Source organism: Rhodohalobacter sp. 8-1 (assembly GCF_038150125.1).
Classification (GTDB): domain Bacteria; phylum Bacteroidota; class Rhodothermia; order Balneolales; family Balneolaceae; genus SW132.
Map to the genome: position 1 here is coordinate 22,234 of NZ_JBBVMF010000005.1, position 13,781 is coordinate 36,014.

The 13,781-nt window shown below is 44.8% G+C and carries 11 protein-coding genes and 1 pseudogene; 8 read left to right on the top strand and 4 right to left on the bottom strand.

The genetic code is table 11. The features are described from left to right. Positions 1–58 precede the first annotated feature (58 nt). From AABW11_RS06090 to AABW11_RS06105, 4 genes are all read left to right on the top strand, one after another. Complete coding sequence (locus AABW11_RS06090) at positions 59–1,060, top strand: endonuclease/exonuclease/phosphatase family protein (protein ID WP_340103904.1); 1,002 nt, start codon at positions 59–61, stop codon at positions 1,058–1,060. 620 nt (positions 1,061–1,680) lie between these two features. Then, a complete protein-coding gene (locus tag AABW11_RS06095; RefSeq protein WP_340103905.1) occupies positions 1,681–2,610 on the top strand; it encodes a ring-cleaving dioxygenase in 930 nt (309 codons plus the stop codon). A gap of 199 nt (positions 2,611–2,809) precedes the next feature. Next, entirely contained in the window at positions 2,810–3,481 is a 672-nt protein-coding gene (locus tag AABW11_RS06100) for an alpha/beta hydrolase (protein ID WP_340103906.1), read from the top strand. Between the two features lie 201 nt (positions 3,482–3,682). Next, complete coding sequence (locus AABW11_RS06105; RefSeq protein WP_340103907.1) at positions 3,683–4,033, top strand: hypothetical protein; 351 nt, start codon at positions 3,683–3,685, stop codon at positions 4,031–4,033. Positions 4,034–4,110: 77 nt separating this feature from the next. On the opposite strand, the gene AABW11_RS06110 is transcribed toward AABW11_RS06105, so the two are convergent. Then, positions 4,111–4,452 carry an AtuA-related protein gene (locus AABW11_RS06110; RefSeq protein WP_340103908.1) on the bottom strand — a complete coding sequence of 114 codons (342 nt, stop codon included), beginning with the start codon at positions 4,450–4,452 and terminating at the stop codon, positions 4,111–4,113. A 377-nt stretch (positions 4,453–4,829) separates the two neighbouring features. Beyond that, positions 4,830–5,481, bottom strand: a pseudogene (locus tag AABW11_RS20100) (SIMPL domain-containing protein). Positions 5,482–5,704: 223 nt separating this feature from the next. Here AABW11_RS20100 and AABW11_RS06125 point away from each other — a divergent pair. Further along, the gene (locus AABW11_RS06125; RefSeq protein ID WP_340103911.1) at positions 5,705–9,037 is read left to right on the top strand and encodes an amidohydrolase family protein; all 3,333 of its coding nucleotides are present in this window, start codon (positions 5,705–5,707) and stop codon (positions 9,035–9,037) included. Positions 9,038–9,372: 335 nt separating this feature from the next. Next, positions 9,373–9,834 carry an IS200/IS605 family transposase gene (gene tnpA, locus AABW11_RS06130; RefSeq protein ID WP_340103912.1) on the top strand — a complete coding sequence of 154 codons (462 nt, stop codon included), beginning with the start codon at positions 9,373–9,375 and terminating at the stop codon, positions 9,832–9,834. A gap of 251 nt (positions 9,835–10,085) precedes the next feature. Here the strand turns inward: tnpA and purM are convergent, their stop codons facing one another. Beyond that, positions 10,086–11,090, bottom strand: coding sequence for a phosphoribosylformylglycinamidine cyclo-ligase (purM, locus tag AABW11_RS06135; RefSeq protein WP_340103913.1), 1,005 nt, complete (start codon positions 11,088–11,090; stop codon positions 10,086–10,088). Between the two features lie 438 nt (positions 11,091–11,528). Here purM and dtd point away from each other — a divergent pair, with 438 nt between their 5' ends. Both dtd and AABW11_RS06145 read left to right on the top strand, forming a co-directional pair. Beyond that, a complete protein-coding gene (gene dtd, locus AABW11_RS06140; RefSeq protein WP_340103914.1) occupies positions 11,529–11,969 on the top strand; it encodes a D-aminoacyl-tRNA deacylase in 441 nt (146 codons plus the stop codon). Beyond that, complete coding sequence (locus AABW11_RS06145; RefSeq protein ID WP_340103915.1) at positions 11,969–12,871, top strand: hypothetical protein; 903 nt, start codon at positions 11,969–11,971, stop codon at positions 12,869–12,871. Before dtd ends, AABW11_RS06145 begins: the two co-directional genes overlap by 1 nt. Before the next feature lie 260 nt (positions 12,872–13,131). Here AABW11_RS06145 and AABW11_RS06150 read toward each other — a convergent pair whose 3' ends face one another. Further along, complete coding sequence (locus AABW11_RS06150) at positions 13,132–13,695, bottom strand: adenylate kinase (RefSeq protein ID WP_340103916.1); 564 nt, start codon at positions 13,693–13,695, stop codon at positions 13,132–13,134. Between the last annotated feature and the right edge of the window lie 86 nt (positions 13,696–13,781).

A 13,781-nucleotide genomic window follows, 5' to 3' on the forward strand; every position in this document is an offset into this window, starting at 1 on the left:
ATTTGATTCAATCACAGATCTTCATACTCTCTGTTTTAATGCCAACAAACCAAAATCCATGAAGTCTTTTTATCCTCTTTCGCTTCTAATACTCGTATTCTCATTTGCAGCTTGCTCAACTACCGATCTTACCACAGATTCCACCGCAGCTCATGAGAACTGGGAGTGGATTGCCACACCATCGTGGTATGATCATACCGAGTACGACACTGTTTCGGTGGTAACCTGGAACGTGGAACACTTTGTAGATGAGTACGATAATCCCTACATCGATAATGACCGTGAAAACAGTCCTGAAGACGATCTGGCTGAACGCCGCAAACTCCTGGCGGAAGCACTTATCGATCTGGATGCGGATATCGTGGTGTTCCAGGAGATTGAAAGCGCAGCTTATGTTGAGTCTATTGCAGAAGAATATCTTGCAGAGATGGGATACCGCTATTTCACAAGCCGTGAGAGCAATGACTGGTATATGAACGTGGTGGTGATGAGCCGGATACCGCTTGGCATATTATACAGCTATGCGAATCCATATACCTACATTGTAGGCGAAGAAGATGACGATGGCGGCCCCTCTATCCAGAATTTAACAAATAACCGGATGCTGTCGGTAGATGTGCACGTCAATCCAAACTATAGGTTTTTACTCTCCGGCCTGCACTTGAAAGCGGGACGCGGTGACAGGAATGCGGGCTGGAGAATCGGGCAGATCAACCTGCTCCGTGAGCATTACGGCAGGATTTCGTCGATTAATCATGATGCCCGAATCCTGGTAACGGGCGATCTCAACACCATTCCCGGCGATCCGGAATTTGAGCAGCTTCTTGGTAATGAAGAGAGCCGGGTTCAGTTTATAGATCCACTTGCCGATGTTCAATCTTACACTCACACCGCCGATGACCCGCAGCGTCAGCTTGATCATATCCTGCCAAACAGACCTATGATGCAGGATCTCGTTCCCGGTTCCGCCACCATCCCGATGCCGTTCGATGCTGAAACAATGCGTTTCATCAGTGACCACCTGCCGGTGATGGCGAAGTTTGTAACAACAGTAAATTGATTTTAGATAAGTCATTGCATTTCTAAGAACTCCTGATTCTGAATAGAAGGGTGCCTAAAACAAAGCAGAAACCACGCACACGTCTGAACGCTTGAGAAATGCTATGTCTCTCCCTGGTTCGGGATCTTTAGACATGGCATTTCTGAGGACTCCTGATTCTGACCGGATGAGTTCCCCAAAACAAAGCAGAAACCAAGCACACATTTGAATCCTTGAGAAATGCTATGTCTCCTGGTGGCAGTGGTTTGAGTCTTGCTTAGTCCGTTATCAGAGTCACTTGACATTAGACATGGCATTTCTGATAACTCCTAATCATGAAAAGATCGGCCACTAATTTTGACTCACCCGCTATGCACACCTCCAGATTCACAAGAAATGCTATGCCTCCCGTGGCAGCGGATTGAGTCCTGGTTAGTACGTTATTAAATTTACGAGGCTTCAGACATGGCATTTCTGAGGACTCCTAATCGTGAAACGTCCGCTCACTAATTCTAAATCACAAGCTATGCATACTTTTAAATGAACGAGAAATACCATGTCTCCCAAAAATGTTGGAACTCTCTTGAAAAATATTTAGTTTAACATTAAACAATATTATCCAAGAATTTAATTCTAAACCGATGACACACCAAAAAGGGATCCATCACATTACGGCATTAGCCGGCGATGCTCAGCGCAATGCAGATTTTTATGTTAATAAGCTTGGAATGCGACTCGTCAAAAAATCGGTCAATCAGGACGACCCCGGAACCTATCACCTGTTTTATGGAAATGCAGAAGGAACACCGGGCTCGGGCCTGACTTTCTTCCCGTGGCCGATGGCGCGGCAAGGTAAACCGGGATTGGGTGAAGCCGTGAAAGTTGCCTTGGCTGTGCCTTCTGTTTCGATACAGTATTGGGCTGAGCGATTTGGCGAACAAGGTATCGATTTCGATGGTCCGTACGACCGGTTTGGCCAGCATGCTATCGGGTTTAAAGATCCTGATCTGATGGCACTTGAACTGGTGTTTGATAAGAATGTAGATGCCATACCTGGTTATGAAAACAGCTCTGTTCCGGCAGAGCACGGTATCCGTGGATTTCGCGGAACTACGCTGTTATTAGATCAACGTGAGCCAACTGCTGAAGTGTTAAAAGCACTATTCGGATTTGAAGAAACCGCCAGTGACGGCAACAAATATTATTACACGACAGACGCCAAAGTTGGCGGCTCAGTGATCATTGAAGAAGGTGAATCCAAGCCTTCGGCAAACGGTCGTGGTATCATTCACCACGTAGCATTTCGTGCAGAAGATGATGATGAACTTGAGTCACTGCGTGAAAAGGTTGTCGACATGGGGCTCAGTCCATCGCAGGTGATAGATCGCCACTGGTTTCACTCGGTCTATTTCAGGTCACCCGGCGGTGTGCTGTTCGAAATTGCCACCGACGGGCCCGGCTACGATGTAGACGAAGACCCCGACAAACTCGGCCAAAAACTGATCCTCCCCCCATGGCTCGAATCCAAGCGCGAGATAATCGAAAAACGCCTGCCGGAGATTGAGGTTTAGGTAAAAGTCTCCCCTCGAGGGGAGACGATGTGAGCGTTTAGCGCTCATCTTTTCCACACGAAGCATAGCGGAGTGAAACATCTGAGGGGTGTCCGCACTACGTAAACACCCCTCGCATTCTGTTCTGAACGAACAGTATGATCTCCCCTCAAGGGGGGATCTACTAACTGGCCACAAAAAAACTCAAACCAATACTAAAATGTCACTATTCCGAATCGATCCAGACAACCCTTTCCGGGGCCCGCATCAATCCATCAAACCAAAAGAGTACGGAGCACCGATGTCCAGGGCAAAAGCCGCCATGATTATGATTCACGGCCGAGGCGCAACAGCCGAAAGCATGTTCTCTCTGGCTGATGAATTTGCCCAGCCCGATTTTCATTACCTGGCGCCACAAGCTGAAAACCATACCTGGTACCCCTACTCATTTTTGCAGCCTAAGGAGAATAATCAGCCTGGTTTATCAAGCGGTTTGCAGCGTATCCATGATTTAATGGAGGAGATAAAAAGCGCCGGTATACCTGCAGAAAAAATCATCCTTTTGGGATTTTCACAAGGTGGTTGCCTGGCCACAGAATTTGCTGTGCGTCACCCTCAAAAATTAGGCGGGGTCGTAGGGCTCAGCGGCGGACTCATTGGTCCGGAAATTGATCTCTCACTCTACACCGGTTCCATGGAGCAAACACCCGTTTTCCTTGGATGCAGCAACATCGATCCCCATATTCCAAAAGAGCGGGTGGATGAAACCGAAACTGTATTCAAAAAACTGAATGCAGACGTGACAAAATCCATCTATCCCGGCATGCCACACACGGTGAATGAAGATGAAATTAAGACTGTGCGCGGGATGATGGCGGATCTTCTTAAGTAGACAATTGTTTCATTATGCGAGTCTGTTATACAGTGATGCTACGCCAAGGTGTGGTTTCTCAAATCTATGCTCGATAAAAAATTCCCCTCCTTCGCAAGGAGGGGCAAGGGGTGGTTACTATATTTTTAAAAGAATGAATCTGGTAAACAGACTTCGGAATCCACGAAACATATAAATCAATCTCCAACAATACTTTTACCCATGAAAATCACACGACTCTACACCGGATCTGACAACGAATCACACTTCGAAGAGATAGAGATTGACCTGGAAGATGCAGGTGATATCGGTCACTTGTCAGAGAAGCTGGATGCCACCGGGATCATATTCCGTCGCACAGAACCGGATTATAATTACACCTGGCATAACGCACCGCAGCGGCAGTACATCATTATGCTGGACGGTGCTGTAGATGTGGAGATTGGCGACGGAACCATCCGCCGTTTTTCAACCGGGGATGTTCTGCTGGTAGAAGACACCATGGGACGCGGCCATATCAGCCGTGCAGTTAATAATCAGCCCCGAACCTCTGTATTTGTGACGTTAGATTGAAAAGTTATCTCCCTGGGATTAAACCGTGCTTTATTACCAAATAAGATAAAACAGAGATTAAAATTTTTTAAACTGTTTTACGACACCTTCTCAATCAACTCGTCCGGCACATTCATCTCCATACGAAGCAGGGTAGAAGCGTGTGTTTTCCCCTGTGCGTCCAATTTTAGTGAGACGGTACCGCCCCCGCCAAGGCTTTCGTTCAACATAAAGTTCAGTGCACCAATATTCTCCATTTCATATCGCTCAACCTCGCCTTTGCATATATGCTTCATATACTCTTTCACGCGGTCAGCTGTCAGGTTCTCTTTCAGAAATGGGTAAATATCAGGGTGGCGTGCGATGATTCCCACATTACTTCCGTTTCCTTTATCGCCGCTTCGTCCGTGCGCAATCTTCAATAGTTTTACTGTAGCCATAATATTTTGATCTATATTTTAATGTATTCTGCTTTATTTGATATGTAACTTTTAAATTGCAATCATGCGGCTGATTGGGAGGATTCCCCTCCTTTCTAAGGAGGGGATTAAGGGGTGGTTCAAGTACTTTAAATTCACTTTTCCAATCTTGAATAAAGAAAACGAATCCAACCACCCCCGGCCCCTCCTTCAAAAGGAGGGGAGTTTATCAATCCCTTTCTTTCAACCGAAAGTTCACAAATAAACGAAACTAATGTCATCTCAAAGATAACTATTCAGTTACGAGTCATCGGATGAGTCGTTAGTAAAGAACATAATTATCAAGAATCACCCGTTTTTTCGAAAAAAACTCATCCGATGACTCGTCTTGAAGATACCTAATCCGACAAGTAATACACAATCGTTGACACCACACGTACTTTTTTTGATGTGCGGTGTATTGTTGTCACTCGGCATAATGCTGAACTGACCCTGTAAAGCCGTCTTAATTTTTCCAAGCTCACTATTCGAATCTTCCGCAAACTTCTAAGCTACCTGGCGTGCATCAATCGTTGCTTGCTCAATCATCTCCGGTTTGATCTCATTCAAGCGGTTAAACAGGTATTCGGGCTGAACCATATACTCGTTGCCGCTAAGCGTGACACCCTGTTTTCCCAAATCAACAAAGCGATATACCGGAATTCCGGATTTTTATTGACGCCCTAAAGCTGCGCAGAACGGTCCGTTAAAACCGGCGTAGAAAAATAGAGTTCCTCTTCAGAAATGCCCTGGTTTACCAGGAAAGCCCTAACCTTTTCATCGCTCGTTTCAAGAGCTGTGTAGGTGCCAATTAGTGTGTTGCCTGCTTCCGTGTATTGAATCGGCCAGATCACCACATCTGCCGGATGCTCCTGCTCCGCAAGACCTATCACTGTTACCGTTCGCTTAAGCTGTTTAAACGTGATGGCAGCATCTTTTAAAAAAATATCCCAGGACCGAGAGCCCCAATACGATTGCAACGCCAAGTACTACTAATTTTTGATCTTTCATGACCTCAACTCAATAAAGATATATTAGATACCAATTCTGTCAACACCCACTGAAACTTTTTGTTTCTAAAATAAGCTCTTCTTCAACTTAATATTACTGGTACTTAAAACTTTAATGCCAAGAATACGAGCACCACGCTAATGTATATAATTGTAAACCAATTGAGCTGACCCCTCAAATTGGTTAGATTCCTGATCTCAACTTAATCCAATTTATTTTTACAATGACACGCATCGCTCACTTTTCTTCCAGTTTAAAATATTTTCTCATCTTTTTGATAGCAGCTTTCACTCCGCATTTAACGCTGGCACAGGATGGCGATGCTGACGCCGACAGCACTTCTGAAGACGAAAATAATGAACTTCCGCTCGAACCCGGCAGAGAGTTCTCTTTTGAATTAGATGAAGGATCCTGGATTGCTCTTGATGTGAGTCCCAACGGACAAACCATCGTGTTTGATTACCTCGGCGATTTATATACGATACCCATGGAAGGCGGTGATGCCACTCAGATTACCAGTGGTATGCAGTTTGATAGTCAGCCCCGGTACAGTCCCGATGGCAGTAAAATCGTATTCATTTCTGATGCATCAGGTGGGGAAGGCGTCTGGATTTATGACGTTGAGACGGAAGAGAAGGAAAAGCTTACCAAGGGGAAGGATAATGAATACCAGTCGCCGGAGTGGATGCCGGATGGCAAGTATGTTATTGCTTCCAAGGATGATCCCGGAAATCATAAAATCTGGATGTACCATGTGGATGGCGGATCCGGAGTGCCGGTCACGGAAGAGCCCGACAACCTTAGAATGTTGGAAGGCGCGTTTGGAGCCGATGATCGCTATATCTGGTTCTCCCGCCGGTTTGGAACCTGGAACTATAATGCCAGCCTGCCACAATATCAAATAGCAACATACGACCGGGAGACGGGTGAAATTACGGTTCAGTCCGATCGCTATGGATCTTCGTTTCGCCCAACCTTGTCAAGCGACGGCAAGTGGCTGGTATATGCAACGCGCCATGATGAGCACACCGGCTTAGTCAAACGGGAGCTTGAAACGGGCGATGAAAGCTGGCTCGCCTACCCGGTTCAGCACGATGACCAGGAATCGAGGGCATCGCGGGATGTTCTGCCCGGGATCTCTTTCACCCCGGATAACCAACACGTAGTTGCTTCTTATGGTGGCAAGATCTGGAAACTGCCGATTGAAGGTGGAGACGCTACTGAAATCCCATTTTCTGTCAGCGCTACTATAGAACTGGGACCCGAGCTCGATTTCGATTACCCCATCGAAGATACGCCACAGTTTAAAATCACACAGATCAGAGATGCAGTTCCGTCACCTGATGGAAGCATGATTGCGTTTACCGCTCTTAATGAAGTGTATACCATGGAATTGCCAGATGGTGAGCCAAAAAAACTTGTAGACCTCAATGAAACACAGGCTCAGCCGGTATGGTCGCCCGATGGCGAGTGGATTGCATTTGTCACATGGACGCCCAAAACAGGAAAACTATACAAAGTTCGTCCCAACGGACGACGCCTCCAGAAGTTGAATGAAGAAGAGGGTGTGTTCCAGGATCCGGTCTGGAATAACGACGGCAGCCACATTGTGTTGATCAAAGGTCAGCCACAGGATTTCAGAAACGCTACCCGGCGATCTGCTTTCCAGGGAACCAGCGATTTGATATGGATTAATGCCGATGGTAGTGAGAACAACTTTATTACCTATACTAATAACCGCGGAAACCCGCACTTTGTAAAAGGATCCGATCGGATTTTTCTTTCCGGCAGAAGCGGACTGGTTTCTATTCGCTGGGATGGAACAGATGAGAAAGAGATTCTGGAAGTATCGCAAAGCGGTGGGGGTAATGCATCATGGATTCGAATGGCACCTGAAGGTGACCAGGCGCTGGCTCAAATACGAAATGACCTGTTTGTCGTGACTGTCCCACAGGTTGGAGGTGAAGCACCGGATATAAGTGTAGGTGGTTCTTCAAGTCAGTTTCCATCAAACAAACTGACAGAAATCGGCGGACAATTTCCAGCATGGGCCTGGGACGCCAGTAAAGTCCACTGGTCGATCGGTAGTGCTCACGTTATCTACGATTTTGAAGCCGAAGAAGCGTATTCGGATAGTGTAGAGGCAGCCAAAGAGATGGAAGAAGAAACGGAGGAAGAATCTGAGTCTGATGAAGAATCAGACGAAAATGAGGAAGAGGAAACCGAAGAAGATGAAGGATATCAGCCGATGGAGATAGATATCTCCGTGATGGCCGATCGTGATATCCCGGAAGGTACATTGGTTCTTCGCGGTGCTACCGTTATCACCATGAATGGCGATGAAATCATTGAAAATGCTGATCTGCTGATCGAGAATAATCGCATTACAGCAGTAGGCAACCGCGGTGATATAACTATCCCTTCCGATGCAGAAGTAATGGACATGAATGGAAAAACCATCATCCCCGGGTTTGTAGATACGCATGCTCATTTTCGTCACCCGGTTAATCTGCACCGAGGAGAGTTCTGGTCGTACCTGACGAATCTTGCGTATGGAGTCATCACCACGCGTGATCCGCAAACAGCAACAACTGACGTGTTGACCTACCAGGATCTGGTTCATGCCGGGAAAATTATGGGTCCGAGAGTCTATTCAACCGGACCCGGTGTTTTCAGCAGTGAAGATATTGAGGATCTGGATCATGCCCGCGATGTTCTGACCCGCTACAGCAAATACTACGATACCAAAACTATCAAAATGTATGGAGCCGGTAATCGCGAACAGCGTCAGTGGATTATCCAGGCGGCAAAAGAGCAGGAGCTCATGCCAACCACCGAAGGAGCCCTCGACTTCAAAGAGAATCTTACGCAGGTGATTGACGGTTACCCCGGCCATGAACACTCCTTCCCTGTATTTCCTCTGTATAATGACGTTATCGATATGGTATCATTTTCAAGAACGGTCTATTCACCTACACTTTTAGTGGCTTACGGCGGTCCTTGGGCTGAAAACTATTTCTATGCTGTGGAGCGTCCGCATGATGAGTCCAAACTACAGCGGTTTATGCCGCATCAGAATCTGGATGAACGAACACGTCGACGAACGTCTGGTTGGTTCATGGAAGAAGAGCACGTGTTTGAGGAGCAGGCAGTCTTCGTTAAAGATCTCGTAGAAGCGGGTGGGCGGGCCGGTGTGGGCAGTCACGGTCAGCTGCAGGGTCTTGGCTACCACTGGGAGCTTTGGGCGATGCAGGCCGGCGGTATATCACAACATGATATCCTGAAAGTAGCCACAATTCAGGGAGCCGATGGAATCGGACTTGATGACGACCTTGGATCCATCGAGGAAGGTAAACTTGCTGACTTGGTCATCCTCAACAGCAGTCCTTTGGATAACATCCGAAACACAGTTGATATATCGCATATCATGAAAAACGGCTACATGTATGAAGCCAATACACTTGATGAGGTCTTTCCGACCCAGCGGGAACTGCCAAACTTCTGGTGGCAGGATAATGAGCCGGAGAATGTGCCCGGAGTGGACGTTCATGAATAGAAAGGGATATACACATGTAGGTCATCGCGGGCTTTGACCCGCGATATCCTTTATCCAATACATTATTTTAGAGTGCCCTTCTGTCGACTGGTGTAGGGGAATAAGAGATAATTCATTGAGGATAAACCCCTTTTTTTTAAAAAAAAGTACCGTCAGGTACACTCATCTTGTAACACCGAAATTTATTTCGGTGATTTTAGCTATCCGATGCATCGAGTACCACTCGGTACGATTAATCTCTTCATCTCAAAACAACAATAAATAATTGTGTAAGGCTTACTTATGATTTGGTTCATACACTTTAAAGAAACCAAGAGTCAATTCAAGGTATTATTATGCCAAACACCTACCACCAACTATATATTCAAACGGTTTTTCCAGTTAAATATAGAAGGGCACAAATTCATCAAGACTGGAAATCAGATCTTCAGGCAGTCATAGGAAATCTGATTAATGACACAGGCTGTAAAACTCTCATAGTCAACGGGATGGAAGACCATATGCACTGCTTTTTTGGGCTAAAACCATCGATAAGTATCTCAGATGTTATGAAATCCGCTAAGGCTAAATCCTCAAAATGGATCAATAATAATGGGTACACTTCAACTCGTTTTGAGTGGCAGAAAGGATATGGTTGCTTTTCCTATAGTCGCTCTCAGATTGATGGAGTGTATCAATACATAAAAAATCAGGAAAAACATCATCAACAAAGGAGTTTTTTGGAAGAGTATATAATCATGTTGGAAAAGTTTAGGGTAAACTACGATAAGCGTTATATCTTCAAAGAATTGAGATAGATTACAAGTTTACTTTTATAACGTTCGATATATAATCCGTGCCTAACGGCACTCTGATCCTCTGATTTAGTCTTTACCCAGGGATAAATCCCTGGGTTACAAAATGGTTATGGCTATGCCATTGTAGATATTTTACTATGCTTCAAATAGATGTGAAAGAAATGCGAGATACCGCATCCCCCATAAGGGATCCCATCGGGAAAGTGCGGCATGACTTCCTTATAGCACTTAGTATGGAGCCCCCACAGTAACTAAATCACTTTTCCAATCTCTACCGGCTCCTCATCAATTAAGTAAGCTTTCTCATTCACCTCATCAATTGCATCAGGCGATACAATAGCCACAAGGCCAATTCCCAGGTTAAAGGTACGACGCATGTCACTTTCAGGCACATTACCGGTTTCCTGGATGAGCTTAAAGATTTCCGGTCTGTTCCAACTTTCCCAACCGATATCAAGATCCAATCCCTCAGGCAGTACTCGTTTTGTGTTGCTGATGAGTCCGCCACCGGTGATATGGGAAAATCCGTTTACGCCGTCGATCTCTTTTAAAGAAGAAATCAGCCCAAGATATGATTTGTGGATCGCCAGCAGTTCGTCTCCGATTGAACCGTTTAATCCCTCAGGAGAATCGGCTATATCAAATTCACTGAACAGTACTTTCCGTGCCAGCGAGTATCCATTGGTATGAAGGCCACGGCTCTTAAAGCCAATGACAACATCGCCTTTTTTAACCCTATCGCCGGTAATCAATTTGGATTTATCAACGGCTCCCACGATGGTTCCGGCCAGATCAAACTCTCCTTCACTGTAAATATCCGGCATTTCTGCTGTTTCTCCGCCAATCAAAGCAACGCCATTTTCCCTGCACGCTTTTGCAAAACCACTGATCACATCAAAACCTACTTTTTGCTCAAGTGATCCTGTAGAAAAGTAATCCATAAAAAAGAGAGGAGTGGCTCCGCATACAGCAATATCATTCACACAGTGATTAACCAGATCCTGGCCCACGGTATCATAACGGTTCGCTTTAAATGCAACAATCAGTTTGGTTCCAACCCCATCAACACTACTGACGAGGACCGGTTCTTTCATTGAGGAAAAATCCGGTTGGAAGAGAGCGCCAAATCCACCGATATTACTGAGAACAGATACGTTATGTGTTTCTTTTACAACATCTTTGATAGAGTTTACCAGCTGTTCACCAGCTTCAACATCAACGCCAGAATCTTTGTAGGTAACCTGTTTTTTAGTCAAACCGAATATATTAGATTAGGAAGTTCATACAAGATAGAAAGAAAAAAAGAGATCATTTAAGAGGATTTCTCTCACTTATCCACAGGAGTTTACAAATAAGATGGGATTTTAATTTTTGTAGTATAGTAGTAGAGCCTGTGGATAAGTGGATAACTTATTTATCCTTTTTTACTGACAAACTTGACACCCGGTTGTTAATAACTTTGTGCATAACTTATTCAATAAAAACAATCAGTTAGAATCAGAATTTGAAAACTATCCACAATTCTATATAAATTTTACATACAGGCACATTGAAGTTATCGACTTCAAAAGTTATTCTTTTTTGATGTGTATAATTCTTATTTATTGTGGACGGGTGTGAACAACTGAACGGAATTTTTTTATTATTCTGTTCTCCACACTATAAACGAAAGTTATCAACAAACTTATCAACAGATGAAAATTGTAGTTCAGAGAGTGAGCAGCTCTTCTGTAGAGGTTAACGGGAACGTGACTGGCGCTATTAAACGGGGAGTGATGCTCCTTGTGGGCATTCACGAATCGGATACAAAGGAGACAATTGATTGGTGCTGCAATAAAATAGTGAGCCTTCGGATTTTTGAGGATGAAAACGGTAAAATGAATCGATCAGTCGCTGATATAAATGGTGGAATTCTTGTTGTGCCCCAGTTTACACTCTATGGTGATACAAGCAAAGGAACGCGGCCAAGCTTTATTAATGCGGCTCTGCCTGACATTGCTGAGCAGCTGTTCGATCAGATGGTGAATAAGTTCACTGAGATTTACAGCGGCTCGGTTGAAACCGGCCTATTTGGAGCCATGATGAACGTGTCTCTTGTTAATGATGGACCAGTAACCATACTTCTGGAGCGCTGATGTCGGTACTGTTTATTTTTATTGACGGTGTGGGTGTTGGAAAGAACCTAGATATAAATCCGTTGGCTTCGTCTGACTGGTCATCCTTTTCTTATTTTACGGAATCTGGCGGTCTGCATGATGAGTGTGCTGAGATTAACAAAAATGGAATTCTGTACAAACCCATAGATGCTAATTTGGATGTCAGCGGTTTGCCCCAAAGCGGAACAGGACAGACCACACTTTTCTCCGGTGAAAACGCAGCCAAAATAGCCGGAAAACATTACGGACCCTTTCCCTATACAACCACCCGTTTTTTGCTTGAGGAAAAGAGTCTGTTTCATAACGTACTGGATCTTGGATTGAAGCCGACGTTTATGAATGCCTACCCGGACATCTTCTTTGAACGGGCTCAAAAACGGGATCGCTGGACGGCCACAACTATGATGGCACGGTCAGCAGGAATAGAACTAAACAGGGTAGAGGATCTGCTTGAAGGTAAAGCCATAACGGCTGAAATTATTCAAAATGTCTGGCGGGAGAATCTCAAGCTTGAAGTGCCCGAGATCACAAAAGAGGAGGCGGGTGACCGGATGATAAACGCTGCTAAAACGTATGACCTGGTTCTCTATGAATTTTATCTTACAGACAAAGCGGGTCACAGTATGGATAAAAAATATGCTGATCAAATCCGGGATCTTCTGGATCCGTTTTTGACGCACATCACCTACAATATGGCTGATAATGATACGCTTGTGATGACCAGCGACCACGGGAACCTTGAGGATCTCTCAACAAAAACCCACACCCGCAATCCGGTTCCTCTGTTTGTAAAAGGAGATACGGGACCATTTAAGGATGCTAAAAGTATTATGGATGTGACGCCGGGGATTGTATCTGTTTTGGAGAGAGAGAAGGGCTAATATTAAGTAAATCGTTAATAATTGGAATCCCCTCCTTTGAAGGAGGGGCCGGGGGTGGTTGAGTATCGATATTTATTACCTAAAGTCGAAATTTAAAGCTAACTCTGAGTTTATTAACCACCCCTAAATCCCCTCCTTAGAAAGGCGGGGACTTTCCCAAAACTGTCAAATAACATACACATAAATAGAACTAAAAAAGCCCGCTATAAAAATAACGGGCTTCAGTAGATTTTTTAAAACTTGATCAAATATCGATCAAATCAACTAATTTTATCCAGCTCGGTTTTTATCCGCTCAAAGATTTCATCGATGGAGCCCATACCGTTTATTTCCTTGACGATCCCCTTTTTCTTATAGTAGTTTAAAACGGGTTCAGTCTCATTTGAATAAACTTCGAGGCGTGTCTTAATTTTTTCAGGTGTGTCATCAGACCGGCCCTCCTCTCTCGAAAGAATTCTGTCGATCAGCTCTTCCTGCGGAACAGAGAGTGTCAAAAACAGGTCGATGCTGTCGTCTTGCGAAGCCAGATGTTCATCGAGCGCTTTTGCTTGTGGGATAGTTCGCGGGAATCCATCAAGGATGTAGCCGTTATCATACTTATCATGTTGAAGCTCATCTACAACCAGGGCAACGACGGTCTCATCAGATACGAGTTCACCTGCATCAAGGATAGACTTTACCTTTTTGCCAAGCTCGGTCTGGTTTTTGATATTGTATCGAAAAATATTACCGGTTGATAGGTGGGGGATATCGTAATGAGAGCTAATTTTTTTGGCTTGCGTACCTTTGCCGGCTCCGGGAGGCCCAAACAGAATTAATTTCATGAATCAATGGACTATTAATACAGGTTTAATGAATTCGCAGCCAAGGGAGCGAACCCACATTGTAATTGTCTGATGTGATGCAGAAA